Annotated in this window: 24 protein-coding genes; 15 read left to right on the forward strand and 9 right to left on the reverse strand. The window is 67.7% G+C overall.

The window, feature by feature from the left end; all coding sequences use genetic code 11:
• Nucleotides 1-18: 18 nt before the first annotated feature.
• From AzCIB_RS05175 to AzCIB_RS05185, 3 genes are all read left to right on the forward strand, one after another.
• Nucleotides 19-780 (forward strand): NADPH-dependent F420 reductase, encoded by a 762-nt coding sequence (locus tag AzCIB_RS05175; RefSeq protein ID WP_083446881.1) that lies wholly within the window; start codon nt 19-21, stop codon nt 778-780.
• 13 nt (nt 781-793) lie between these two features.
• Nucleotides 794-2,056: an NTP/NDP exchange transporter gene (locus tag AzCIB_RS05180; RefSeq protein ID WP_050414915.1), complete on the forward strand. Its 1,263-nt coding sequence runs from the start codon at nt 794-796 to the stop codon at nt 2,054-2,056.
• Between the two features lie 188 nt (nt 2,057-2,244).
• Nucleotides 2,245-4,314, forward strand: coding sequence for a diguanylate cyclase domain-containing protein (locus AzCIB_RS05185; RefSeq protein WP_050414916.1), 2,070 nt, complete (start codon nt 2,245-2,247; stop codon nt 4,312-4,314).
• A 61-nt stretch (nt 4,315-4,375) separates the two neighbouring features.
• Here AzCIB_RS05185 and AzCIB_RS05190 read toward each other — a convergent pair whose 3' ends face one another.
• The 3 genes from AzCIB_RS05190 to gstA form a co-directional block, all read right to left on the reverse strand.
• The gene (locus AzCIB_RS05190) at nt 4,376-4,741 is read right to left on the reverse strand and encodes a YajD family HNH nuclease (RefSeq protein WP_050414917.1); all 366 of its coding nucleotides are present in this window, start codon (nt 4,739-4,741) and stop codon (nt 4,376-4,378) included.
• Nucleotides 4,742-4,821: 80 nt separating this feature from the next.
• Nucleotides 4,822-5,304: a glutathione peroxidase gene (locus AzCIB_RS05195; protein ID WP_050414918.1), complete on the reverse strand. Its 483-nt coding sequence runs from the start codon at nt 5,302-5,304 to the stop codon at nt 4,822-4,824.
• Between the two features lie 79 nt (nt 5,305-5,383).
• The gene (gstA, locus tag AzCIB_RS05200) at nt 5,384-5,989 is read right to left on the reverse strand and encodes a glutathione transferase GstA (RefSeq protein WP_050414919.1); all 606 of its coding nucleotides are present in this window, start codon (nt 5,987-5,989) and stop codon (nt 5,384-5,386) included.
• Nucleotides 5,990-6,262: 273 nt separating this feature from the next.
• Between gstA and AzCIB_RS05205 the strand changes: the two genes are divergently transcribed.
• Nucleotides 6,263-7,441: a methyltransferase gene (locus AzCIB_RS05205; protein ID WP_050414920.1), complete on the forward strand. Its 1,179-nt coding sequence runs from the start codon at nt 6,263-6,265 to the stop codon at nt 7,439-7,441.
• Between the two features lie 126 nt (nt 7,442-7,567).
• Nucleotides 7,568-8,038: a hypothetical protein gene (locus tag AzCIB_RS24055; protein WP_157058424.1), complete on the forward strand. Its 471-nt coding sequence runs from the start codon at nt 7,568-7,570 to the stop codon at nt 8,036-8,038.
• Between the two features lie 84 nt (nt 8,039-8,122).
• Here AzCIB_RS24055 and AzCIB_RS05215 read toward each other — a convergent pair whose 3' ends face one another.
• From AzCIB_RS05215 to AzCIB_RS05235, 5 genes are all read right to left on the reverse strand, one after another.
• Nucleotides 8,123-8,506, reverse strand: coding sequence for a putative quinol monooxygenase (locus AzCIB_RS05215; RefSeq protein ID WP_050414921.1), 384 nt, complete (start codon nt 8,504-8,506; stop codon nt 8,123-8,125).
• Between the two features lie 167 nt (nt 8,507-8,673).
• Complete coding sequence (locus AzCIB_RS05220) at nt 8,674-9,321, reverse strand: response regulator (RefSeq protein ID WP_050414922.1); 648 nt, start codon at nt 9,319-9,321, stop codon at nt 8,674-8,676.
• Nucleotides 9,305-10,690 (reverse strand): HAMP domain-containing sensor histidine kinase, encoded by a 1,386-nt coding sequence (locus AzCIB_RS05225; RefSeq protein WP_050414923.1) that lies wholly within the window; start codon nt 10,688-10,690, stop codon nt 9,305-9,307. The genes AzCIB_RS05220 and AzCIB_RS05225 overlap by 17 nt, the downstream gene beginning before the upstream one ends.
• Nucleotides 10,680-11,657, reverse strand: coding sequence for a quinoprotein relay system zinc metallohydrolase 1 (locus AzCIB_RS05230; RefSeq protein WP_050414924.1), 978 nt, complete (start codon nt 11,655-11,657; stop codon nt 10,680-10,682). Before AzCIB_RS05230 ends, AzCIB_RS05225 begins: the two co-directional genes overlap by 11 nt.
• The gene (locus AzCIB_RS05235) at nt 11,654-12,445 is read right to left on the reverse strand and encodes a quinoprotein dehydrogenase-associated SoxYZ-like carrier (protein ID WP_157058425.1); all 792 of its coding nucleotides are present in this window, start codon (nt 12,443-12,445) and stop codon (nt 11,654-11,656) included. Before AzCIB_RS05235 ends, AzCIB_RS05230 begins: the two co-directional genes overlap by 4 nt.
• Nucleotides 12,446-12,785: 340 nt before the next feature.
• Between AzCIB_RS05235 and AzCIB_RS05240 the strand changes: the two genes are divergently transcribed.
• The 3 genes from AzCIB_RS05240 (at nt 12,786) to AzCIB_RS05250 (ending at nt 16,540) form a co-directional block, all read left to right on the forward strand.
• On the forward strand, nt 12,786-14,582 hold the full coding sequence (locus AzCIB_RS05240) for a methanol/ethanol family PQQ-dependent dehydrogenase (RefSeq protein WP_050414925.1): 1,797 nt from the start codon (nt 12,786-12,788) through the stop codon (nt 14,580-14,582).
• Between the two features lie 172 nt (nt 14,583-14,754).
• Nucleotides 14,755-15,609 (forward strand): cache domain-containing protein, encoded by an 855-nt coding sequence (locus AzCIB_RS05245; protein ID WP_198149613.1) that lies wholly within the window; start codon nt 14,755-14,757, stop codon nt 15,607-15,609.
• A 79-nt stretch (nt 15,610-15,688) separates the two neighbouring features.
• A complete protein-coding gene (locus tag AzCIB_RS05250) occupies nt 15,689-16,540 on the forward strand; it encodes a hypothetical protein (protein ID WP_050414926.1) in 852 nt (283 codons plus the stop codon).
• Nucleotides 16,541-16,558: 18 nt separating this feature from the next.
• On the opposite strand, the gene AzCIB_RS05255 is transcribed toward AzCIB_RS05250, so the two are convergent.
• Nucleotides 16,559-16,861 (reverse strand): hypothetical protein, encoded by a 303-nt coding sequence (locus AzCIB_RS05255; protein ID WP_050414927.1) that lies wholly within the window; start codon nt 16,859-16,861, stop codon nt 16,559-16,561.
• A 513-nt stretch (nt 16,862-17,374) separates the two neighbouring features.
• Between AzCIB_RS05255 and aotJ the strand changes: the two genes are divergently transcribed.
• The 7 genes from aotJ to AzCIB_RS05290 all read left to right on the forward strand — a co-directional run bounded on the left by aotJ (nt 17,375) and on the right by AzCIB_RS05290 (nt 23,740).
• Nucleotides 17,375-18,166, forward strand: a complete 792-nt coding sequence (gene aotJ, locus AzCIB_RS05260; RefSeq protein ID WP_050414928.1) for an L-arginine-binding protein AotJ — start codon at nt 17,375-17,377, stop codon at nt 18,164-18,166.
• An 80-nt stretch (nt 18,167-18,246) separates the two neighbouring features.
• Nucleotides 18,247-18,939 carry an ABC transporter permease gene (locus AzCIB_RS05265; protein WP_050414929.1) on the forward strand — a complete coding sequence of 231 codons (693 nt, stop codon included), beginning with the start codon at nt 18,247-18,249 and terminating at the stop codon, nt 18,937-18,939.
• 16 nt (nt 18,940-18,955) lie between these two features.
• On the forward strand, nt 18,956-19,693 hold the full coding sequence (locus tag AzCIB_RS05270; RefSeq protein WP_050414930.1) for an ABC transporter permease: 738 nt from the start codon (nt 18,956-18,958) through the stop codon (nt 19,691-19,693).
• 122 nt (nt 19,694-19,815) lie between these two features.
• Complete coding sequence (locus tag AzCIB_RS05275) at nt 19,816-20,598, forward strand: ABC transporter ATP-binding protein (RefSeq protein ID WP_050418232.1); 783 nt, start codon at nt 19,816-19,818, stop codon at nt 20,596-20,598.
• Between the two features lie 46 nt (nt 20,599-20,644).
• The gene (locus tag AzCIB_RS05280; protein WP_050414931.1) at nt 20,645-21,691 is read left to right on the forward strand and encodes a GlxA family transcriptional regulator; all 1,047 of its coding nucleotides are present in this window, start codon (nt 20,645-20,647) and stop codon (nt 21,689-21,691) included.
• Nucleotides 21,685-22,698, forward strand: coding sequence for an arginine N-succinyltransferase (locus tag AzCIB_RS05285; protein WP_050414932.1), 1,014 nt, complete (start codon nt 21,685-21,687; stop codon nt 22,696-22,698). Before AzCIB_RS05280 ends, AzCIB_RS05285 begins: the two co-directional genes overlap by 7 nt.
• A complete protein-coding gene (locus AzCIB_RS05290; RefSeq protein WP_050414933.1) occupies nt 22,685-23,740 on the forward strand; it encodes an arginine N-succinyltransferase in 1,056 nt (351 codons plus the stop codon). The genes AzCIB_RS05285 and AzCIB_RS05290 overlap by 14 nt, the downstream gene beginning before the upstream one ends.
• The last annotated feature ends 49 nt before the right edge of the window (nt 23,741-23,789 follow it).

Consider the following 23,789-nt stretch of genomic DNA (forward strand, 5'->3'; position numbering starts at 1 on the left):
CATGCTGCGGAGGCAAGGATGATTGCGCAAATCCGGTCCCATTTTCAGCCCGCTTTCCCGCCCGATCGTCGCCGCCGCGTGCTGATCTTCGCCGCGCTGGCGACGGCCGCGCTGGCCGCGTTGCCGCGTTTCGCGATCGGCGCGTCGGACCGTTTGCGTATCGGCATCATCGGCACCGGGCGGATCGGCGGCGCGCTGGCGGAGCTGTGGGCGAAGGCCGGTTACGAGCTGCTGATCTCCTCGCGCCATCCCGACGACCTGAAACCGCTCGCGGCGCGTCTGGGCGCCCACGTGCGGGTGGGAACGCCGCGCGAGGCGGCGGAGTTCGGCGATGTCGTGCTGATCGCGGTGCCGTACGGGGCGCTGCCGCAGGTGGGGCGCGACTACGCGGGGCTGATGGCGCGGAAGGTGGTGCTGGAAACCGGCAATCCGCGGCGCGAGCGCGACGGGCCGATGGCGACGCCGGCTTTGGAGCGGGGCACCGGGGTGGCGTCGGCCGAATACCTGCCGGGCGTGCGCCTGGTGCGGGCCTTTACGTCGGTGCCGTATCTGGCGCTGCGCAGCGAGGCGCATCGCAGCGGCGAGCGCGTCGGGGTGCCGCTGGCGGCGGACGACCATGACGCGCTGGCGGTTGCCGCGCGGCTGGTCGAGGAGGCGGGCTTCGAGCCGGTGGCGGTCGGCGGGCTGGCGCGCGCCAAGGATTTCGACGTCGGTTCGCCGGTGTTCGGCCGGGCGCTGACGGCGCGCGAGTTGCGGCAGGCGCTAGGCGTGGCGCACTGAGGGCGGCTGAGCGATGTTCGGGGCGCTCGTCCGCCGGGTGGTGCCGGTGCGTGAAGGCGAGACGTTGCCCTTGCTGCTCGCGACGGCTTACGGTTTCGCGATCCTGTATTCCTACTACCTGCTGCGTCCGGTGCGCGACGAGATCGGCGCGGCGGACCGGGGCAACCTGCAGATCCTGTGGACTGCAGTATTCGTCGTGATGCTGCTGGCGGTGCCGCTGTATTCGGCGGCCGTGGCGCGCTGGCCGCGGGCGGTGTTCGTGCCGCTGGCGAACCGCTTCTTCGCGGCCAACCTGCTCGTCTTCTATGCCGCTCTGTATCTGCTGCCCGAGTCCGCACGCGCCTGGATAGACCGCGTGTTCTACGTGTGGGTGAGCGTGTTCGCGCTGTTCGTCGTCACGGTGTTCTGGGGCTTCGTCGCGGACCTGTTCCGCCATGAACAGGGCAAGCGCCTGTTCGGCTTCATCGCGGTCGGCTCCTCGCTCGGCGGCATCGCGGGTTCGGCGACGACCGCGGTGCTGGCGCAGCATGTGCCGGTGTTCCTGTTGCTGCTGATGGCGGTGCTGCCGCTGGAGGTGGCGTCGTGGTGCGCGCGCGCACTCGACCGCCACGCGCAGCACGAGCCGGCCACGCTTGCACGCGAACCGGAGGCGCGCATCGGCGGCAGCGCGTGGAGCGGGGCGCGGCTCGTGTTCCGTTCGCCGGCCTTGCTGCGCATTGCGCTGTGGCTGCTGCTGATGACCTTCGCCTCGACGATCCTGTACTTCGTGCAGGCGCACATGCTGGGCGAGGCCTACACCGACCGGGCGCTGCGGCGGGTGTTCCTGGCACGCGTGGACCTCGCCGTGAATGTGCTGACGATCGCGACGCAGATCTTCCTCACGGCCCACATCCTGCGCCGCCTCGGCGTGGGGCTGACGCTGGCGCTGCTGCCCGCGGTCGCGCTTGTCGGCTTCGTGGTGCTCGGCACGGTGCCGGCGCTGGCCGTGCTGGTGGTCGTGCGCGTGCTGTACGACAGCAGCCGCCATGCGCTCGCAAAGCCCGCGCGCGAGGTGCTGTTCACGCTGGTGGGCCGCGAGGAGCGCTACAAGGCCAAGGCCTTCATCGATGCGGTGGTGTATCGCGGCGGCGACCTCGCCAGCGGCTGGATCTACGCCGGGCTCGCGGCGCTGGGCCTGTCGGTCGGCGCCATCGCCCTGGCTGCGGTGCCGGTCGCAGGGGGCTGGATCCTGGTCGCGCGCCAGCTGGGGCGCTGGGATGAGCATGATCCGACCTGAATCCCGTCTGGCGGGGCTGCAGCGTTGAGGATTTCACCGAGTCGTCGGCCGCAAGATGTTATTTTCCATCCGTTAACAATAAAGGCAGTCGTGCCGAAGCGGATCTGTTGCACATGCACTGCCATCGATGTCCCGATTCCGGGCGCCCCCGACAATTTCCGTCAGACCAATCATTGCCAGGGTCTTGAATGAATCTGCCTGATTTTCGGTGGCGAACGCTCAACACGCGCATCACCCTTGTAACGCTGTGCATTTTTCTGGTCAGCATCTGGTCGCTGGCCCTCTACGCCAGCCACATATTGCGCGAGGATATGCAGCGCCTGATGGGCGAGCAGCAGTTCTCGACGGCGACCATCCTGGCGGCCGGGGTCAATGACGACCTGGGTCAGCGATTGCGTGCTCTGGACGCCTTTGCGGGCGCAAGTGCAGCGGCTGCCGCGCAGGGCTCGTCGGACCCGCAGACGCTTCTGGAGCGCAACCCGGTCCTCCTCGAACTGTTCAACGGCGGAGTGGCCGTTCTGGATGCCGACGGCACGGCGATCGCCGACAATCCGCGATCGGCGGGGCGGATCGGTGTCAATTTCATGGATCGGGAGCATGTCGCCGCCGCGCTGAAGAATGGCTCGGCAATGATCGGTCGGCCGATCATGGGCAAGAAGCTTCCCGCGCCGGTGTTCGGCATGGCGGTGCCCGTTCGCGACTCGCAGGGCCGTGTGGTGGGCGCGGTGTTGGGCGTGACGGACCTGTCGAGACCCAATTTCATCGACAAGATCGCCGGAAACGTCTACGGCCGCACGGGCGGCTACTCGCTTGTGGCGCCGCAGTATCGGCTGGTGTTCGCCGCCTCCGACAAGCGCCGGATCATGGAGACGCTGCCTGCCCCCGGCGTCAACGCGGCGATAGACCGTTTTGTCGACGGCTACGAAGGCTCGGCCGTGTTCCGTGCATCGGATGGAGCGGAGGTGCTTGGCTCTGTGAAGAGCATACCGCTGGCGGGCTGGTTTGCGGCGGTCGCTCTGCCGATCGAGGAGGCCTTCGCCCCGATTCGTGCCGTGCAGCAGCGGGTGCTGGCGGCGGCGATCGTGCTCACCCTGTTCGCGGGGGGGCTCACCTGGGCGATGTTGAGACGCCAACTCGCACCGATGCTCAACACCGTGAAGACCCTGGCCGCAATTTCCGATGCGAGGCAGTTTCCGGCCCCCCTGGCCGTGGTCCGGCACGATGAGGTGGGCGAACTGATCGGCGGGTTCAATCGACTTCTGGACACCCTGTCGCAGCGTGAGCGGGCGTTGCGGGAGAACGAGCGGAAGCTCGCCACGATCCTCGAAAGTGTCGATGCCGACATCTACATGAAGGACAGGGATGGGCGGTATCTGTTCGCCAATCGCAAGGTGCGCGAGCGCTTCGGCTTGGCGGAGGAGGAGATCGTCGGTTACGCAGACGAGAAATTCTTCGATGCAGCGACCGCGGCACGGATGCGCACGGGTGACGAGCAGGTGCTGAAGGAAGGGCAGCTGCTCAGGACGGAGGAGACCATCCAGAACCGCAAGGACGGCAGCGCGGCGACCTGCCTGACCGTCAAGCTGCCCCTGCGTGACGAGAACGGCGAGATCTACGCGCTGTGCGGAATCTCGACCGACATCACCGAGCGCAAGAACATGGAAGACCAGATCCGCCTGCTCGGTTTTTACGATTCCCTGACAAACCTGCCGAATCGCCGGCTGTTCCTCGACCGCACGCAACAGGCTCTCGCGGCCAGCAAGCGCACCGGTCGCCCGGGCGCCCTGCTGTTCATCGATCTGGACAATTTCAAGCCGCTGAACGACACCCATGGCCATGACATTGGCGACCAGTTGCTGGTGGAGGTCGCGCGGCGGCTGCAGAAATGCGTGCGCGAGGTCGATACCGTGGCGCGCTTCGGCGGCGACGAGTTCGTCGTGATGCTCTGTGAGCTGCCGTCCGACGGCGCGGAGTCGCGTCGTCAGGCTGGAGTGGTCGCGCAGAAGATCCTGGCGCGCCTGTCCGAGCCATATGTGCTGGGCATCGAACCCGCCGCGCCTGGCGTCCGGAAAATCGAGCACCGCTGCTCGGCGAGCATAGGCGTGGCGCTGTTTACGGGGGGCGATGCGAGCGAGGACGCCGTCATCAAACGCGCGGATACCGCGATGTATCTGGCCAAGGAGGCCGGCCGCGGCGGGATACGCTTCGTCGATCCGGATGCGGGACCGTGGGCCCGGGAGGCGGAAGCCGTCGGCTGAGCGCGAACCGGGGCGGTAGCGCCCCCGCGCGCGAAACAGTCTCGGGGGCGGTCACTTCCCTTCACTTCCCCTTCGTGAGCAAGGCCTTCAGGTCGGCGAACGGGTTGTGCGTCGACACCGTGCCGTTGTTCGTCTGGATCGAGCTGCCTGCCTGCGCTTCGAGCTGCCGCTGGTGTTCGTTGTCGTGGCAGTAGATGCACAACAGCTCCCAATTGCTGCCGTCGGGCGGGTTGTTGTCGTGGTTGTGATCGCGGTGATGCACCGTCAGCTCGCGCAGGTTGGTTACGGTGAATTCGCGCGTGCAGCGGCCGCAGATCCACGGGTAGATCTTCAGTGCGCGTTCGCGGTAGCCGTCGCTGCGCGTGTCGGCGGTGCGCCGGGCATCGGCGACGATGCGGTCGAGCTTGCCGTGGTCGTATGTCTTCATGGCTGGACGAATTGCTGGTTGTGGGTGGAGGTTTCGATTCCGACAGGGCCTTGCGGGTTCATTGCGGCCAAAGACGCCGCTCAGAGCAGCGCTTCGATGTCGTCGGCGATGGCTTCCGGCGGGGTCATCGGTGCGTAGCGTTCGACCTGGGTGCCGCTGCGATCGACGAGGAATTTCGTGAAGTTCCACTTGATCGCTTCGGTGCCGAGCACGCCTTTCGCGTGCGTCTTGAGCCATGCATAGAGCGGGTGGGCGTGGTCGCCATTGACCTCGATCTTGGCGAACATCGGGAAGCTGACGCCGTAGTTCGTCTCGCAGAACGCGGCAATTTCGGCGGCGTCGCCCGGTTCCTGCGTACCGAACTGGTTGCACGGAAAGCCCAGCACCACCAGCCCGCGGTCGCGGTACTTCTCATAGAGCTGTTCGAGCCCGGCATAGTGCGGGGTGAAGCCGCACTGGCTGGCGGTATTCACGATCAGCAGCACCTTGCCGGCGTATTCGCCCATCGTCGTGCTGCCACCTGCGAGGCGCTCGACTTCGATGTCCTTGAGTTGCGCATCCATGACCTGTCCCTCCGGATCCTGCTTGCCGCACGGCGGCGATGCCTCCCGACCGGAGCCGGGAGGGCGGGGTGTCACGCTGTCACAGCAGCCCTTCGGCCTTCATCGCTGCGACGACCGCCGGGCGGGCGGCGACGCGGGCCTGGTAGGCGGCGAGCGCCGGCCACTGCGACAGGTCGAGTTCGATGTACTTCGCCCAGCCCATCACCGTGAACAGGTAGGCGTCGGCGACGCTGAAATCCGCGCCCATCAGGTAGTCCTTGCCCGCGAGCTGTTCGGCCACGTAGCCGAAGCGGCGTTCGAGGTTCGCGCGGCACATGGCCTTCCACTCGGCGGGCGTCGCCGGGTTGAAGAAGGGGCTGAAGGTCTTGTGGATTTCGGTGCCGATAAAGGTGAGCCAAGCCTGCAGCTTGTAGCGCTCGATGGTGCCGTTGGCCGGAGCGAGCTTCTTGCCCGGTACCTGGTCGGCGAGGTACTGGACGATTGCGGGGCCTTCGGTGATCACTTCGCCGTTGTCGAGCTGCAGCGCGGGAACGTAGCCCTTGGGGTTGATCTTCCAGTAATCCGCGCCCGATGTGGTGACCTTTGTCTGTAGGTCGACGACTTCCATGTCGTACTTCAGGCCCGCCTCCTCGAGGACGATGTGGGGAGAGAGCGAGCATGCACCGGGTTTCAAATACAGCTTCATTGATGGGCTCCTTGACCGGGTGAGGGGGACGCAAGGGATGTCGCGCCCATGCGCTGCGGCGCGACTTCCGGTGACTCGGATGTCCGCGAACGCCCGCCGGCGGTCGTGTCCGGACATGCCGCAATGACTACCGGATCGCGTCCGGGGTTCCGCAGAGCCTACGCGCCGGCCGTGTCCGTGGCAATCGGATGCGGTGGGGGCCGCGCACGCTTGCCCGCGAAGCGCAGGAGTTTGCGATACTCGCGCCTCCGCAATCACCTCCCGCCGTACCGCATGAATCACCGCGAACGCCTTCTCGAACTGCAATCGGAACTGCATGCGCACGAGGCGTTCTGGCGTCCGTCGCCTTTCCAGGTGCGGCGGCCCGCCTGGTGCGAGGCGCAGCCGGCGCTCGCCGACGCGGTGCTCGGTCTCGACGAGGCGACGCTCGAGCGATTCGTCCTCGACCCCGACGCCTGCCGCGCGTGGCTCGCGCCGCGCCTGCCCGTGGTCGAAAGGCTGGAAACGCTGTGCACGGTGCGGCAACTCGTGCCGCGCGACCTGCCGCCGCGCGATCCGCGTGCCGACCTGTTCATCCCCGGCCGCAAGCTCGCGCAGATCGACGCCTTCGCCGCACACGCGCCGGCCGAAGGGGCGCCGGTGCTGGAGTGGTGCGCGGGCAAGGGGCATCTGGGGCGGCGGCTGGCGCTCCTCGACCGGGTGCCGGTGCGTCTGCTGGAGATCGATTCCGCGCTGTGCCGGGCCGCGGAGCGGCTCGCCGACGGGAGCGGAGTGGAACAGACCGTGACTTGCGGCGATGCGCTGGACGAGGGCGCCCGTCGCCATGTGCGCGGCCATGCCGTCGTCGCGTTGCATGCCTGCGGCGAGCTGCATCGCACGCTGGTCCGTCACGCGGGGCACGATCATGCGCACAGCTACCGCATCGCACCGTGCTGCTATCACCTCGGCGCGGGGGACGGTTACCGGCCCCTGAGCCGCGCTGCCACGCTGGCGCTCGACGAGCGTGCGCTGCGCCTGGCCGTCACCGAGACCGTCACCGCGCCGCGCAACGTGCGTACGCGCCTGGCGCGCGACCAGGCGTGGAAGCTGGGTTTCGTCGCGCTGCGCAACGAGATCGAGGGCGAAGCCGTGCGCAGCTTCAAGCCCGTGCCTGCATCGTGGCTGGCGCTCGACTTCGCCGGCTACTGCCGGGCGTTGGCGGCGCGCGAAGGGCTGCGCCTGCCGGCGGCGTCGGACTGGGAGCACTGGCTCGCCGTCGGCGAGCGGCGCCGCGCCGAAGTCCGCCGCCTCGAAGTGATCCGCCACGCCTTCCGCCGTGCGCTCGAAGTGTGGCTGGTGATGGACCTCGCGCTGGGGCTGGAGGAGGCGGGCTTCGACGTGCAGGCGGGCACCTTCTGCGCACGCGCGCTCACGCCGCGCAACCTGCTGCTGCTCGCGCGGCGGCAGGCGTGACGTTTGGAAACGTGCGATCGTTCCGGGCAGGAGGATAATATTAGGGCGTACTGTTCGACTTGCCGGTCTGCCACATCGACGCAAGCCTCCGGCGATCCGGGGTCCCATCCGTTCGGGAGAATACATATGTATAAAAAGCTCGCAATCGCGTCGCTCGCGGCCCTCGTGCTCACTGCATGCGTCGTGGCGCCCCCGCATGGCGGCGCGGTGGTCGTCGCGCCGGCACTGCCAGCCCTCGTCGAATTCGACGTGGAGCCGTATTACTTCTACCGCGGCTATTACTACTACTACGATAACGCGCGTTGGCGTTATTCGAGCTCCCGGTCGGGCCCCTGGGTGGAGTTGCCCCGCAGTCACTATCCGCGGGAAATCCGCTTCAAGGGGCGCAGGGATGAAGGGCGCGGCGACCGCGACCGCGACGATCGGCGCTGGGATCGCGACGACCAGCGCCGCTGGGAACGGGAGCGCGAACGGGATCGTCGCCGCGACCGCGACGGCGACCGCCGGGGCGACGACGATGACGATCGCCGGCGTGACCGCCGGGGCGATGACGGTGGCGACCGCCCTTGGTGGGAGCGCAACGACGAGCGGCGCTGATTCACCCGGGCAGGTCGGTGCGTTCCGCGCAGCGGTCCGATCTGCCCGCGATCCGGACCGCCCGCTGGACGGGGCGGCGCCGGATCAGATGGGCGAGTCCTTGTCGGCCTGCGGATTCAGTACGAAGGCGTTTTCCGCCGTCTCTTGATACGTCGTCCCGAAGCCCGCAAGGATCTCCTTCGAGCGTGCGTTGGGGTTACCCCAGCACTGACAGGTGATCTTGTCGCAGGCCTCGATCAGGGTCGCCAGCGGCACCTTGCCTTTTTCATTGGCAAGATGCGCCTCGAACGCCTCGTCGGTCGCGTAGATCTCGGTCCACTGACTCACGCGGGGCGAGGGGTAATCGGCGTGGTAGCAGATCACCCCAGGGTGATCGAGCATCACCTTGCACAGCGCCGCCTGATTGGCCCGGAAATCGGCCTCGCGTCCGGCCTTGATGTCCCACTGGATCTTGAGCATGAACGGCATGGGCTCCTCCTTGACTGCCTGATGGATGCACGACGTCGTTAGGCACCGGCGGCGCGAGGCACGATGCGTGATCGGTGTGAGGGCGGGAACGTCGAACTACATAGTAGGACATGAATACGGGATGCGTCGCCGGGCGCATCGCGTTGCGCGTGAGGTGTGCGCGCCGCTCAGGCTTCGATCAGGCCGGAACGCACCGCGATCAGCGCCAGTTCGGCGGCATTCGCGGCGTTGAGCTTCTGCTTGATGTGGTAGAGGTGGGTGCCGACGGTGCTGGGGCTAAGCTTGTGGGTGCCGGCGACCTGGGTCACGGAATTGCCTTTCGCGAGTTCGAGGAAGACGGCGAATTCCTTGTCCGTGAGCGCGTCGGCGGGGTCGTTGCTGCCGCCGAACTGCGCGAGCGCGAGCTGCGGTGCGAGCTCGGGGTCGACGTAGCGCTGGCCGCGCGCGACCTGGGCGACGGCGCGCACCAGTTCCTGCGGCTGGGCGCGCTTCGAGAGGTAGCCGGTTGCCCCGGAGCGCAGCGCGCGCATTGGGATCTGCGAGTCCTCGTGCGCCGAGAGCATCAGCACGCGGGCGCCGGGGTGGTGTGCGCGCAGGCGGTCCAGAGCGCACAGGCCGCCCAGCCCGGGCATGGTCACGTCCATCACCAGGGCGTCGGGCTGGTGCTCGCCGAACGCGGCGATCGCGGCTTCGCCGCTGTCGGCCTCTGCAACGATGGTGGCGCCAGCGCCTTCGAGCAGCATGCGGAAGCCCATGCGGACGATGGCGTGGTCGTCGGCGAGGACGAGGCGGAGGTTTTCAAGGCTGCTGGCCATGGAGGCTTTCCTCGGTGGGAATCTCGGTGGGGATGGGGTGCGGCAGGCGGGCGCTGACGCGCAGGCCGCCGCCGGGGGAGGTGTCGAATTCGAGTTCGCCGTGCAGCTCGGCGACGCGCTCGCGCATGCCGGTCAGGCCGTAGCGGCCCGGGCGCGGGTCGGGCGGCAGGCCGCGGCCGTTGTCGCACACTTCGAGCGCGACGGCATCGGGCTGGAAATCGAGCCGCACTTCGACCCGCGTGGCGCCGGAGTGGCGCGCGACGTTGGTGAGGCTTTCCTGCAGCAGGCGCAGCACCGTGAGGCTCAACGCCTCGCCGGTCGGCGCACTGGCGGGGGCGGTGCGGCAGTCGACCCGGATGTCGGGATGGTGGCCGGACCACAGGCGGCAGTAGTCGGCGACGGCGCGGTCGAGCTGGCCGGTGTCGGCGCCGGCGGGGCGCAGGCGCTGCAGGATCGTGCGCACGCCGTCCTGCATCTGGCCCGTCATCGCGAGGATGGCCTGGGCGCTGCCGTGGAGCTGCGGCTGGTCGTCACAGCGCTGCAGGATGGCGCCGGAGATGGCGCGCACCGCGGTGATGGCCTGTCCGAGTTCGTCGTGCAACTCGCGCGCGATCACGCGCCGCTCCTCTTCGAGACGGGCGTGCACGGCGCGCGTGAAGGCCTGATCCTCTTCGAGGCGCAGGTTGTGCGCGCGGGTGTCGTCCAGCGTATCGGCGAGGCGGTTGTAGCTCGCGGCGAGGCGGTCGAGTTCGGCGACGCGGTAGCCGGGCAGGCGGACGTCGAAGCGGCCGTCGGCGCCGCGCGCGAGGGCGGCGTCGATCTGCGCGAGCGGCGCGAGTGCGCGGTGCAGCGCGAAGCGCGCGGCGAGGGCGACGACCAGCAGTAGCGCGAAGGCGGTGCCGAGGCCGGCGGTGAGGTCGTCCCAGGCGTCGAGCACGGCACGCGAGGCGTCGGGGCGCAGCACGATCTGGCGGTCGCCGGCGTCGAAGTGGCGTACCGGCAGCGCGGGCGTCATGCGTTCGGCAAACCAGTCGGGGGCGAAGCGGCCGGGCTTGTAGGTCGATTCGGGGGACACGTAGAGGCGGGCGCCGTCGGGGGCATGCACTTCCAGCTGGTTCGCGCGCAGCCGCCCGACGGCGCGCAGGTGCGCCATCAGGCGGTCGGGGCCGTCGGCGCGGTCGCGCAGGGTTTCGGAGACGAGCACGGCGACCCATTGCTGCGCGACGTGGCTCGCGGCGAGCACTTCTTCGTGGATCGACTTGCGCGTCTCGCGCACCCACCAGCCGGCGCCGACGAGCAGGAGCAGCGCAAGCGTGGCGGCGAGCACGAGGCCGACGCGGGTGCCGAGGGTGGTCGATCTAGCGCGCATGGGCTTTCTCCAGTACGGCCTGTTCCGCGGCCGGATAGAGGTGCACGACCGAGCGGCGGTATTCGCGCTCGACCTCGGCGAGGCCGCGGAACTGCGGCGGGACGGCGCGGGCGAGCATCTCGGTCATGTCGAGACCGGACTCGGCGCCGTCGCGTATCGCGGCGGCGAGCCATTCGAGGTAGCCGCGCGTCTGGCGGATCGGCGTGTCGTCGGCCGACGGGGCGCCGTGGCCGGGTACCCACAGCTTTGCGGGGATCGCTGCGAGGCGATTCAATGCGGCGAGCCAGTGCGTGAGGTTCGCATGCGGCGTCGTCGCGGCGCGGTCGTGGAAGAGCAGGTCGCCCGCGAAGACGGTGCCGGTCGCGTGGTCGATCACGACGACGTCGGCCGGGGTGTGGCCGTCGAGCGCGACGATCTCGATGTCGCGCCCGCCGACGCTGCGCGGCCCCGGCGCGAGCGCCTGGGCGGGCGTCACCCGCTCGGTGCCCTTCATCCAGTCGCCCGACATGCGGTAGAGGTTCTCGTTGAACGCCTCGCCGTCCTTCTGGATGCCGCGCAGGGTTTCGGGCAGCGCCGCGAGGGTGGCGGCGGGGAAGGCCTGGTTGCCGAGGAAGTGGTCCGGATGGTGGTGAGTGTTGATCGTCAGCACCACCGGTAGCGGCGTCACGCGCCGGATCGCCGCGAGCATCTGCTCGCCGTAGCGGCGCGAGGGGCCGGTGTCGATGACGATGACGCCGTCCGTGCCGACGAGGAAGCCGGTGTTGACGATGTTGCCGCCGTTGGCAGGCGTGAAGTCTTCGCGCAGGCCGACGAAGACGTGCACGCCGGGGGCGATTTCACGCGGTTCCAGGTGGTAGTCGAAGCGGTCGGTGTCGGGGACGGCGGGGGGAGCGGCATTCGACGTCAGCACGGGCGTCAGGGCGAGACCGAGCACCAGCAGCATGCACGGCAGGGCGGACGTCTTCATTGCGTCACCCATGCGTCGATGCGGTTGCCGTTGTTGTCGCGGCCGCGCGCATGGATGCGCGTTCCTGCCGCTGCGTCGGCGGGCATGTCGATGGTGAACAGCGGGTTCTCGGAAACCGGTTCGTAGGCGCGGATGCGCATCAGCTCCGCGCCGGATTCGTCGGCGAGGCTCAGTTCCTCGATATGGAACACCGGGATGCCGGGCGCGAGGCCGGTGTCCATCGGGTGGATCACGCGCACGCGCAGGCGCTCGCCGCCATCGGTGCGCGGAAAGATCCTGCCGCTGACCTGGTTCAGGCGCTCCTGCCACTCGGGCGAGCCCGATCCAGTGGACGGCGCCGTGCACCCGCCGCCCGTCGCCGTGATCCACACGCCGCCCACGTGCCACACGCCGTCGGCGGTGCGGGCGGCGGCGCGCACCGGCGAGGACTGCTGCAGCTTGAGGCGGAAGGCGAGGGCGGGGCGCGACTTCTTCGGCTGGAAGCGCAGCACCGGGAGGATGGGATTGAAGTCGGCGAAGACGAGCACCTCTTCAACGCCGGGCAGTTCGCTCGCATCGACGGAGACCGGGACGTTGAGCGAATCCTCGGCGATCACTGGCGCCACGACTTTCACTCGCGCATCGAATACGACGCTGGCGCCCGCGAAGAAGGTCTTCACCATGTCGCCCCAGCGCGCCGAGTCGAGCGGATCCGCGCTGGCGGCTGCAGCAGCAGGGGGGGCGGCCGGCGCCTCCGTGACGGGGCACAGCCAAAACATCGCCAGCACGATCAGGGTCGAACTGCGCATCGGGTCTCCTCCACGGGGGCGGTCGATGCCGCCCTCCTTGTTTGTGCACCGATTCGAGCAAGGGGTGTGCCACGCGACGGATCAGCGCATCTGTGCAGGCCGCGGGGCGCAGTTGCTCCAAAACGGAACACGTGCTGTCAATCAGAGCAATGAAAATCGCTAGATGTACCGATATCGCCTTGAAAAACTCGTTGCTTGGGCCATGTTTCAGGAACCGGAGAGGATTTTCGGCGGCAGCGGCCCGGTGGCACGCCCTTTGCGAACCCTGCAGCCGAATCCGGTCGCCCGGTCAGGGAGGCGGTTTCCAACAATACGACGAGATTCGAAAAGGAGGATTCAAATGGAGCAGATCCGGAAACGCGCAGGGTGGTCCGTCGCGGTGTCCGTCCTCGCGCTGTCCCTGGCAGGCATGGGGAGCGCGCAGGCCAAGGAGGTGACCGACGCGGACATCCTCGCGGACGGCACCGGCAATACCTCGCAGGTCGTTACCCACGGCCTCGGCACCAAGGGCCAGCGTTTCAGCCCGCTGGCGAAGGTGAACCCCCAGACGGTCAAGAACCTCGTGCCGGTGTGGTCGTTCTCGTTCGGCGGCGAAAAGCAGCGCGGCCAGCAGTCGCAGCCGCTGGTGCATGACGGCAAGATGTTCGTGACCGCCTCCTACAGCCGCATCTTCGCGCTCGACGTGAAGACCGGCGAGAAGCTGTGGAAATACGAGCACCGCCTGCCCGACGGCATCATGCCGTGCTGTGACGTCGTCAACCGCGGCGCCGCGATCTACGGCAACCTGGTGATCTTCGGCACGCTCGACGCGCAGCTCGTCGCGCTGGACAAGGACACCGGCAAGGTGGTGTGGAAGGAGAAGATCGAGGACTACAAGGCGGGTTACTCCTTCACCGCCGCGCCCCAGATCGTCAAGGGCATGCTCATCACCGGCAACTCCGGCGGCGAGTTCGGTATCGTCGGGCGCGTGGATGCGCGCGATCCGAAGACCGGCAAGCTGATCTGGACGCGTCCGGTGGTCGAAGGCCACATGGGCTTCAAGTACGACAAGGACGGCACCCAGGTCGAGAACGGCATCAGCGGCACGACCAACGCCACCTGGCCGGGCGACCTGTGGAAGACCGGCGGCGCGGCACCGTGGCTGTCGGCCTACTACGATCCGGACGTCAACCTGATCTTCATCGGCACCGGCAACCCGGCGCCGTGGAACAGCTGGCTGCGTCCGGGCGACAACCTGTACTCGTCCTCGACCGTCGCGATCGATCCCGACACCGGCAAGATCGTGTGGCACTACCAGACCACGCCGCACGACGGCTGGGACTACGACGGCGTGAACGAATTCGTGTCCTTCGAGTACAAGGATCCGAAGAGCGGCAAGATGGTCAAGGCGGGCGGCAAGGCGGACCGCAACGGCTTCTTCTTCGTCAATGACCGCACCAACGGCAAGCTGCTCAACGCCTTCCCGTTCGTGAAGCAGATCGATTGGGCCAAGGGCATCGACCTGAACACCGGCCGTCCGCTCTACGACGACAAGAAGCGCCCGGGCAACCCCTTCACCGAAGGCGGCGGCGACGGCAAGAAGGGCGAGGTGGTGCTCAATGCGCCGTCCTTCCTGGGTGGCAAGAACCAGATGCCGATGGCTTTCAGCCCGAAGACCGGCTACTTCTACGTGCCGGCCAACGAGTGGGCGATGGACATCTGGAACGAGCCGGTGTCGTACAAACGGGGCGCGGCTTACCTCGGCGCGGGCTTCACGATCAAGCCGCTCAACGAGGATTACATCGGCGCGCTGCGCGCGGTCGATCCGGTCAGCGGCAAGATCGTGTGGGAAGTGAAGAACAACGCGCCGCTGTGGGGCGGCGTCCTCGCGACCGGCGGCAACCTGGTGTTCTACGGCACCCCCGAAGGCTACCTGAAGGCGATCGACGCGACCTCCGGCAAGGAAGTCTGGAAGTTCCAGACCGGCTCCGGGATCATCGCGCCCCCGATCACCTGGGAAGACGGCGGCGAGCAGTACATCGCGGTGGTGTCGGGCTGGGGCGGCGCGGTGCCGCTGTGGGGCGGGGATGTCGCCAAGCGCGTGAACTTCCTCGAGCAGGGCGGTTCCGTATGGGTGTTCAAGCTGCACAAGTCGTAATCGCATCGCGGGACGGTGTCGTGCCGTCCCGCACGCAAGGCCCCCCCGGTTCGCCGGGGTGGCCCGCTGAGCCTGCCTGGGCCTGCCGTTTGGCGCCCGGGCGGGTTCAGCCGGCCATCTCGCCAGCGCCTCAACTTCCGATTTTCCGCATCTCGCCAGAGAGGAACCGCACGTGAAACGTCTCCCCCTGAAGTCGCTCGCCGCCGCCACCCTGCTTGCCTTCGCCGCGCAGTCCGCCACGGCCGTGGACCGCAGCACCCCGCGCGAGGCCCGCACGCTGTTCGACCAGGCGGTCAAGTACATGGAAGCGAACGGCCCCGACCGCGCCTTCGCCGCCTTCAACGACCGCAGCGGCCAGTTCGTGCGCAAGGACCTGTACGTGTTCGTGATCGACGACAAGGGCGTGTATCAGGCGAGCGGCGCCGCACCCGAGGCGCTCGTCGGCCTGACCGTGCTGAACACCACGGACGCGGCGGGCAACCCGCTGTTCCGCGAGATGATCGACAGCACGCGCGTCACGCCCGAAGCCACGGTGCGCTACATGTGGCTCAATCGCGTGACCAACAAGGTCGAGCCGAAGGTGAGTTACGTGCGCAAGATCGGTGGTTACGTGCTCGGCGTCGGCTACTCGGCACCGCGCGCGAGCGCCGACGACGCCCGCGCGATGCTCGACCGCGCCGTCGCGCTCGCGCGCGGCGAAGGTCACGTCAAGGCTGCCGCCGCGTTCAACGATCGTCGCGGCAATTTCGTGAAGGACGACCTCTACGTCTTTATGGTGAATCTCGATAGCGGCAAGTTCGAGGCGATGGGCATGAATCCTGCGTTATCCGATACCGACGCGAGCGGCCTCGCCGACGCCGAAGGCCACAAGATCGTCGCCGAGATGATCGAGAAGCTGAAATCGGCCGATGCGGCCACCGTGGACTATGTATGGCGCAATCCGGTGACCAACCGCGTCGAGAAGAAGCGCTCCTACGTACGGCGCGAGGGCGGCTCGCTGATTGGTGTCGGTCACTACGTGGAGTAAGGTGCGGCAGCATCGAGCGCCGGAATTTCCGGTGCCGGGGGTGGAGAAGGTGGCAAGGACGAGGCAGGCGTTCCGATGGATGTTCGTGCAGGCGCTGGTCGCCCTGGGGGCGCTCGCCGCCGTCGTGCCGCACGCGCTTGCGGGGGACGGGGTTGCGCCCATCCCGGGGCTGTCGGGCCTCACAATTCGCGTGGACGGCGAGGACTGGGGCAGCGCCGCGCGCGACGAGGTCGAAACCCTGCTCAACGCCGTCGCGGACGAACTGACAGGGGGCGCCGCGCATGGACTCGTGAGCCCCATCGTCGTCCGCTACGCAGCGGGCAGTCCGGTGGCCCTGTTCGACAAGGGGCATGACGGGGAATATCGCGTGCACCTGTCCGCACGCAATCGTGGCTGGGCACAGTACGTGTACCAGTTCGGCCACGAGCTGTGCCACATCCTGTCGAACTATGACCACCGTGCGCACGACACGACGCGTCGCACGACACAGTGGTTCGAGGAGGCGCTGTGCGAGGCGGCCGGCCTCTACGTGCTGCGCAGCATGGCGGTGCGCTGGCGGACCGACGCGCCGTATCCGGGGTGGGAGGCGTACGCGCCCAGCCTCGCCTCCTATGCCGAGGGGCTCGTTACTGAGCCGCATCGCCGGCTTCCGGCCGGCGTGTCCGCCGCTTCATGGCTGAAGTCGACGCTTCCCCGTCTGTCGGCCGATCCCTATCGCCGTGGTGACAACGAAGTCGTCGCCAATCTCCTTCTTCCGCATTTCGAGCGCGACGCCGCACGCTGGGTCGTGTTGCGCTATCTCAACCTCGAAGCGGCCGGAAGCTCAGCCGGAATTGCCGGCTACGTCCGCGAGTGGCGCAAGGAAGTGCCCGACGAACACCGGCCGTTCATCGACGCCCTCGCGAGCACGCTGGGCCTGGCCGAGGGGTAGTGGTGACGCCGGCCGCGATCAGCGGAATCCGCTCGGATCGCGGTCCATGATGGCGTTGCGCAGGCGGATCTCCAGCGCCAGGCGCTGCACGTAGCGATCCATCTCGCGGTCGCCGACGGCGCTTGCCCGCGGGCCCTCGTCACCACTTCGGCCGGGCCGGCCGAATACGCCCGAGTCTTCCTTCAGCTTCATCCCTTCATCGATCGCCCGCGCCTGCTGGTCGAAAGATGCGTCGCTGACTGTGTCTGCTGCGAGCGCGGACGGGAGCGCCAGGATCAGCACTGCACCGAGCAGTGCCACTATGGCGGATTTGTGTGTCATGGGTCTCTCCCCGGGGTGAATGGCTCCCTGTTGACTTCTTGTGCTTGTGGGACTGCGGTGTTGCGTACGTTCACTATAGGTGAGGGGGGAGGGGATATCTGTGCCGTGGGGGATGGGCGGGAGGAAGGCCTGGGTGAGCACCGGGACGGCCACGATCACGCCGGAGAACGATCCGCCGACTGAATGACTCGGTGCACGCCGCGCAAGCCGCCCCCGATTACAGTTTTGCGACATTTGCTATCAGCTTTGCCCCTCCGGGCGCATCACCGCCGTTTGCGGATGGACCCGATTGACAGCGAAGGAACCTTGTAGCAAAGAGGGTTTGCGCAGGTCTGCGATTTCCCCGCGCAAATTTACTGCGCTGCAAAACGGTGGAGAGCCCTCATTGAGGCGCGGGGGTTTTTTTGCCACCATGCGCAGCGTTCCTGATTTTTACCCAATGATGTCGTGGTCTTTCGTGCGTCCCTAACCACGGGCGCGAAACCGCTGTGAAGAACTCATGAGGAATTCCGGATGAAAAAGACTGCACTGCTGTTCGCCATGCTCGCCCTGACCGCGGGCGGCGCCTTCGCAAAAGACTGGAAAGAGATCCGCCTGGCGTCCGAGGGTGCCTACCCCCCGTTCAACATCACCGCCGCCGACGGCTCGCTGCAGGGCTTCGACGTCGATATCGGCAATGCGCTGTGCGCCGAGATGAAAGCCAAGTGCACCTGGGTGAAGCAGGAATGGGACGGCATGATCCCGGCGCTGGTCGCGCGCAAGTTCGACGCGATCATCGCCTCGATGTCGATCACCGACGAACGCAAGGCCAAGGTCGACTTCACCGACAAGTACTACGCCTCGCCGCTGGCGCTGATCGCCAAGAGCGGCTCGCCGCTGCGTCCCGACATGGCCTCGCTCAAGGGCAAGAAGGTCGGCGTGCAGCGCGGCACCGTCTCCGACAACTTCGCCACCAAGTATTGGGAAGGCAAGGGCCCGGAGCTGGTCCGCTACGCCAAGCAGGATGAAGCCTACCTCGACCTGAAGTCGGGGCGCCTGGACGCCGCATTCGCCGACTACCTCGAAGCCTACGGCGGCTTCCTGACCAAGCCCGAAGGCCAGGGCTACGACGTCGCCGGCGACCGCCTGTTCGGCAAGAACGCCGAGGAGAAGGGCGTCATCGGCGAGGGCATCGGCATCGCCGTGCGCAAGAAGGACAAGGAGCTGACCGCGCAGCTCAACAAGGCCCTCACGGCCATCCGCGCCAACGGCAAGTACGAAGAGATCCGCAAGAAGTACTTCCCGATGGACATCTACGGCAACTGATCATTGCCCTGAAGACAAGCGCCGGATTGCTTTCGCAAGCGGCGCTTTTTCTTTTCCCGTTTCCCCGGAGTCCGTGAGTAATGGATGCCCTGATCGAATACTCCCCCAGCCTTCTCGGCGGCGCGTGGGTCACCCTGAAGGTGGCGCTGCTGTCGCTGGTGCTGGCGGTCGCGACCGGCCTGCTCGGTGCGGCGTTCAAGCTGTCCGACTTCCTGCCGCTGCGCCTGTGGACCATGCTCTACACGACGATCGTGCGCGGCGTGCCTGACCTGGTGATGATGCTGCTGGTGTTTTACGGCGGCCAGCTGCTGCTCAACGAGGTCGTCGACTACTTCGAGTGGGAGTTCATCGAGATCAACCCCTTCGTCGCCGGCGTGCTGACGATCGGCTTCATCTTCGGCGCCTATTTCACCGAGACTTTCCGCGGCGCCTTCCTCGCCGTGTCCGCCGGCCAGCTCGAAGCCGGCCGCGCCTACGGCATGACCGGCTGGCAGGTGTTCCGGCGGATCATGTTTCCGCAAATGTTGCGCTATGCGCTGCCCGGCATCGGCAACAACTGGCTCGTGCTGCTGAAGAGCACCGCGATCGTGTCGATGATCGGCCTGTCCGACATGACCTCGCTCGCCGACCAGGCGGGGCGCTCCACGCACCAGCCCTTCACCTTCTATCTCGCCGTCTGCGCTTTGTACCTGGCGATGACCGCGGTGTCGGGCTACGTCCTCAACCGGCTGACGACCCGCTACAACGTCGGCGTCCGCGAAGCCAACGTCTGAGGGAGCTGGAGTCATCATGGAACTGTTCGATTTCCAGGTCATCACCACCAGCCTGCCGGAGTTCTGGCGCGGCCTGCTGATGACGTTGCAGCTCACCGGCATCGCGCTGCTGTGCGGCTTCGCCGCCGCCGTGCCGCTCGCCGTGGCGCGCGTGTCGAAGAACCGCTGGATCAGCGGCCCGGTCGCCGCCTACACCTACTTCTTCCGCGGCACGCCGATGCTCGTGCAACTGCTGCTGATCTACTACGGCGCCGGCCAGTGGCAATGGATGCAGGCGGCGTGGGAGGCGGGCAACCCCTTGTGGCTGCCGTTCCGCGAACCCTTCTTCTGCGCGCTGGTGGCCTTCGGCCTCAACACCTGCGCCTACACGATCGAGATCATCGCCGGTGCCATGCGCAACACGCCGCATGGCGAGATCGAGGCAGCCAAGGCGATGGGCATGAGCCGTTTCAAGGCGCTGCAGCGCATCGTGCTGCCGTCGGCGTTGCGCCGCATGCTGCCCTCGTACAGCAACGAGGTGATCCTGATGCTGCAGGGTTCGGCGATCGCCAGCGCGGTGACTCTCGTCGACATCACCGGCGCCGCGCGCAACGTGTATTCGCGCCATTTCGCACCCTTCGAGGCCTTCGTCTTCGCGGGTCTCGTCTACCTCGTGCTCACCTTCCTGCTGGTGGGCATGTTCAAGTACGCCGAAGGCCGCTGGCTCGCCCATCTCGCACCACGCAAGGCCACGAAGCGCAAGGAGGCAGCATAATGAACCACGCCGCGACTTTCGAACGGATCAGCGTCGGTGACCCGCATAACTCCCTCGGCCTGCACGAGGCGCCCGGGGATGCGCTCAACGACGTGCGCTCCGCCGTCACGCAAGGAACCGCAATGAATCAGACTGCCACCGTCGAACAGGTCCGCGTCGAGGATCTGCACAAGTCCTACGGCGACAACGAGGTGCTGAAGGGCGTATCGCTGTCGGCGAGTTCCGGCGACGTCATCAGCATCATCGGCTCGTCCGGCTCGGGCAAGAGCACCTGGCTGCGCTGCATCAACTTCCTCGAAAACCCCACCTCCGGCCGCATCACGGTTGGCGGCAAGGAGGTAGGGCTGGTGCGCAACCGCAAGGGCGACCTCGTCGTCGCCGACCCGAAACAGCTGCAGCTGATCCGCACCCGCCTGTCGATGGTGTTCCAGCACTTCAACCTGTGGAGCCACATGACGGTGCTGGAGAACGTCATCGAGGCGCCGATCCACGTGCTGGGCCTCCCCAAGGCGGAGGCGCTGGAGCGCGCCGAGCGCTACCTCGAGCGCGTGGGCGTGTGGAATCTCCGCAATGCCTATCCGGCCCACATGTCCGGCGGCCAACAACAGCGCGTCGCGATCGCCCGCGCGCTGGCGATGGAGCCTTCCGTGCTGCTGTTCGACGAGCCGACCTCGGCGCTCGATCCGGAACTCGTCGGTGAGGTGCTGAAGGTCATGCGCTCGCTCGCCGAAGAGGGGCGCACCATGCTTGTCGTCACGCACGAGATGGGCTTCGCGCGCGAAGTCTCCAACCACGTGATCTTCGTCCACCGCGGGCGCGTGGAGGAGCAGGGCAATCCCAAGGAAGTGCTGGTGCGCCCGCAGAGCGAGCGGCTGCAGCAGTTCCTGTCGGGCAACCTGAAGTAGTCGCACGTTCGCGTCGGCGGACGAGCGCAGCCAGGGAGGGGCGAGGATGCGCTGGGACCAGCCCGTCGATGCCGAGCGCGGCGCACAGCCGCTCGACGTCGCCGTGCTGCTGCTGCCGCCGGTGTCGCTCGGCACGATCGGCGCCATCGTCGATCCCTTCGTCGAAGCCAACCGGCTGGGCGGACAGCGCTACTACGCCGTGCATCTCGTCTCGGCCGACGGCGCGCCGGTCGCGCTACCCGGCGGAGGCCGCCTGTCCGTGGGCGGTGCGCTGACCGCGCTGGTGCGCTGTGACGCCCTCGTCGTCGCCTCCGACCTGCATCAGTCCGGAATCAACGCGGCGGACATCGTCTCGCAACTGAAGCGCATCGCGCGCGTGGGCGCGGCCTTTTGCGGCAACCGCGGCGGCTCCGGCTGGCTCGCGGCGGCGGGGCTGCTGGACAATCGCCGCGTCGCCGTGCACTGGGAGGACATGACGTTCTACCGCGAGCGTCATCCCGCGCTGGTGCTGTGCGCGAGCCTGTACGAGATCGATGCCGACCGCCTGACCGCGTCGAGCAGCCAGGCAACGCTCGACATGATGCTGTGCGTGATCGCGCAGCAAATTTCGCCCCGGCTCGCCGACAACGTCGCGCGCCAGTTCGGGCTGGACCGCATCCGCCCCGGCCACGAGAAACAGGCGGTGCCGGCCTCTAGCCGCATCTCGCAGCACCCGCCCAAGCTCAACGAGGCGCTGCTGGTGATGGAGGCGAACCTCGAGGAGCCGCTCGGCTCGGACGAGATCGCCGAATGCGTCGGCATCTCGCGGCGCCAGCTGGAGCGGCTGTTCAAGCAGAACCTCGACATCCTGCCTTCGCGCTACTACCAGGAACTGCGCCTCGAGCGCGCGCGCCAGCTGATCGTGCGCACGCAGCAGTCCATCGTGCAGATCGGCCTGTCCTGCGGTTTCTCGTCGGGCTCGCACTTCGCCACCGCCTACCGCGCCCATTTCGGCATCACGCCGCGCGAAGACCGCGCGCGCGCCACGCTCACCGGCAGCCAGGGCCCGGATTCCCGCGCCGCCGGCACGCCCCCAACGGAGCCTTCATGCTGACGATCCGACCCGCCCAGCATTCCGACCTGGACGCCCTGGCCGAGACCGCCGCGCGCGCCGGCGCGCCCGACGTATCGCTGCCGAACGACCCCCGGCTGCTCGAACGCCTCATTGCGCAGAGCGAGGACGCGTTCGCGGCGGACATCGACTTCCCCGGCGAAGAGCAGTACCTGCTCGTCGCCACCGACGACGGTGCCCTCGTCGGCGCGATGCTGGTCGTCGCCGCGGCAGGCTATCCCGGCGCCGACTATTCCTTCCGCAACGAGACCATCATCCACGCCTCGCCCGAGCTGGGCGTCAACCACCGCATGTATGCGCTGACGCTGAGCCACGACCTCTCCGGCTTCACGCTGCTGCGCCCGCCGCTGGTCGCGCGCGACGGCCGCCGGGTGCGTGTCGAGCGCGCGCTCGTGCAGGCCGCGCTGGCGTTCATCGCGACGCAGCCCGGACGGTTTGCCGAGGACCTGATCGCGCCGCTGCCGGGCCTGGTCGATGACGACGGCGAGTCGCCGTTCTGGTCGGCGGTCGGGAGCAGGTTCTTCGGTGTCTCCTATCGCGAGGCGGAGCGGCTGGCGCTGGGCAAGGACCGCAGCTTCATGGCCGAGCTGATGCCGCACCATCCGATCTATGTGCCGCTGCTGCCCGAGGGCGCGCAGAATGTGCTCGGCCAGACGCGCGCCGGGTACATGCCGACCTACGGCTTGCTGATCGACGAGGGCTTCGAGGCCGAGCGCTACGTCGATGTGTTCGACGGCGGGCCGACCTTCTGCGTCAAGCGCGGGCTGGCGCGCTCGATCCGCGTCGCGCAGAAGCTACCGCTTGCGGTGGATGGGGCCATCGGGCGCAGCGAACCCGAGTGCCTGCTCGCGAACGGCGAAGCCAGTCGATTCCGTGCCGTGCTCGCGCCCGCGCTGCGGCGCCCCGACGGCCGCCTCGCCACGACCGCGGATGCCGCGAGCCGGCTCGAACTGATCGACGACGACGAGGTGTTCTGTGTCCCGGCATGAACAGGTTTCCCTTCCCGCTTCCGCCGGCCGCTTTATCGTGCGCGTCGCGCGTGCTGACGACGCAGCGGCCTTCCATGCGCTCGTGATCGAGGCCGACGGCGCGCTGGAGCGCCATGCGGAATCGCCCGAAGCAAGCCGCGCGACGCTGGAGCGGGTCGAGCGCAGCCTCGCCGGCGAGGCGAGCGATGCGGAGCGCGGCTATCTGCTGCTGCTGGAGGATTGTGCGAGCGGAGAAGTCGTCGGCTGCGTGCAGCTCGAGTGCAGCATCGGCCTGGATCAGCCGTTTTACGACTATCGCCTCGGCAAGATCGTCCATTCCAGTTCGCGCCTGAAGTCCTATCGCTGCCATGAGGTGCTGTACCTGTGCAACGACCTCACCGGCTGCAGCGAACTGCACAGCCTGTACGTGCGGCGTGACGCGCGCGGCATGGGCGGCGCGGAGCAGCTGACGAAGGCCGCACAGCTCTTCATCGCCACGCGCCTGGCCGAGTTCGCGCCGCGCACCATCATCGAGATGCACGGCGTGCGCGATCCCGACGACACGTCGCCGTTCTGGGAAGCGGTCGGGCGGCACTTCTTCAAGGTCGACCAGCGCGGCGCCGAACGCCTCGTCGCGCAGGGCCGCAAGGCCTTCATCGCCGAGCTGATGCCCAAGCATCCGGTCTACCTGAGCCTGCTGCCCGAATCGGCGCAAGGCACTGTCGGCGGCATCCACCCCGAGGTCGCCGGGCTCGCACGCCTGCTCGAACAGGACGGCTTCCACTTTGAGAACCACGTCGACATCTTCGATGCGGGCATGGTGCTCGAGGCGCATACGCGCACCCTCAACGGCGTCGCGAACAGCCGCGAGCTGGTTGTGGATGAGGGCGGTCCGGCGCAAGGGGCGGGATCGTGGTGGATCGCGGCGGGCGAGGGCGCGGGCTTCAGTATGTCCGCTGCCGCCGGCGAGCTCATCGATGACCGCCTGAGCCTGTCGCCAGACACCCTGTGCCGGCTCGGCGTACAGTCCGGCGCCGCGTTGCGCGCGCTGGGTGCGACATAAGGGCTGCCGCCAGTCCCGGCTGCGGACCGTAGGGCGGGAGGAGCGCAGC

Origin of the sequence: Azoarcus sp. CIB, assembly GCF_001190925.1 — a bacterium.
Classification (GTDB): domain Bacteria; phylum Pseudomonadota; class Gammaproteobacteria; order Burkholderiales; family Rhodocyclaceae; genus Aromatoleum.

Coding starts and splice junctions, on each gene's coding strand:
- AzCIB_RS05230 (WP_050414924.1), bottom strand. CDS start 11,657: ATGAAGACGTCCGCCCTGCCGTGCATGCTGCTGGTGCTCGGTCTCGCC.
- AzCIB_RS05255 (WP_050414927.1), bottom strand. CDS start 16,861: ATGACACACAAATCCGCCATAGTGGCACTGCTCGGTGCAGTGCTGATC.
- AzCIB_RS05220 (WP_050414922.1), bottom strand. CDS start 9,321: ATGGCCAGCAGCCTTGAAAACCTCCGCCTCGTCCTCGCCGACGACCAC.
- AzCIB_RS05180 (WP_050414915.1), top strand. CDS start 794: ATGTTCGGGGCGCTCGTCCGCCGGGTGGTGCCGGTGCGTGAAGGCGAG.
- AzCIB_RS05265 (WP_050414929.1), top strand. CDS start 18,247: ATGGATGCCCTGATCGAATACTCCCCCAGCCTTCTCGGCGGCGCGTGG.
- AzCIB_RS05185 (WP_050414916.1), top strand. CDS start 2,245: ATGAATCTGCCTGATTTTCGGTGGCGAACGCTCAACACGCGCATCACC.
- aotJ (WP_050414928.1), top strand. CDS start 17,375: ATGAAAAAGACTGCACTGCTGTTCGCCATGCTCGCCCTGACCGCGGGC.
- AzCIB_RS05190 (WP_050414917.1), bottom strand. CDS start 4,741: ATGAAGACATACGACCACGGCAAGCTCGACCGCATCGTCGCCGATGCC.
- AzCIB_RS05215 (WP_050414921.1), bottom strand. CDS start 8,506: ATGCCGTTCATGCTCAAGATCCAGTGGGACATCAAGGCCGGACGCGAG.
- AzCIB_RS05175 (WP_083446881.1), top strand. CDS start 19: ATGATTGCGCAAATCCGGTCCCATTTTCAGCCCGCTTTCCCGCCCGAT.
- AzCIB_RS24055 (WP_157058424.1), top strand. CDS start 7,568: ATGTATAAAAAGCTCGCAATCGCGTCGCTCGCGGCCCTCGTGCTCACT.
- gstA (WP_050414919.1), bottom strand. CDS start 5,989: ATGAAGCTGTATTTGAAACCCGGTGCATGCTCGCTCTCTCCCCACATC.
- AzCIB_RS05280 (WP_050414931.1), top strand. CDS start 20,645: ATGCGCTGGGACCAGCCCGTCGATGCCGAGCGCGGCGCACAGCCGCTC.
- AzCIB_RS05225 (WP_050414923.1), bottom strand. CDS start 10,690: ATGCGCGCTAGATCGACCACCCTCGGCACCCGCGTCGGCCTCGTGCTC.
- AzCIB_RS05235 (WP_157058425.1), bottom strand. CDS start 12,445: ATGCGCAGTTCGACCCTGATCGTGCTGGCGATGTTTTGGCTGTGCCCC.
- AzCIB_RS05275 (WP_050418232.1), top strand. CDS start 19,816: ATGAATCAGACTGCCACCGTCGAACAGGTCCGCGTCGAGGATCTGCAC.
- AzCIB_RS05240 (WP_050414925.1), top strand. CDS start 12,786: ATGGAGCAGATCCGGAAACGCGCAGGGTGGTCCGTCGCGGTGTCCGTC.
- AzCIB_RS05205 (WP_050414920.1), top strand. CDS start 6,263: ATGAATCACCGCGAACGCCTTCTCGAACTGCAATCGGAACTGCATGCG.
- AzCIB_RS05270 (WP_050414930.1), top strand. CDS start 18,956: ATGGAACTGTTCGATTTCCAGGTCATCACCACCAGCCTGCCGGAGTTC.
- AzCIB_RS05195 (WP_050414918.1), bottom strand. CDS start 5,304: ATGGATGCGCAACTCAAGGACATCGAAGTCGAGCGCCTCGCAGGTGGC.
- AzCIB_RS05285 (WP_050414932.1), top strand. CDS start 21,685: ATGCTGACGATCCGACCCGCCCAGCATTCCGACCTGGACGCCCTGGCC.
- AzCIB_RS05250 (WP_050414926.1), top strand. CDS start 15,689: ATGTTCGTGCAGGCGCTGGTCGCCCTGGGGGCGCTCGCCGCCGTCGTG.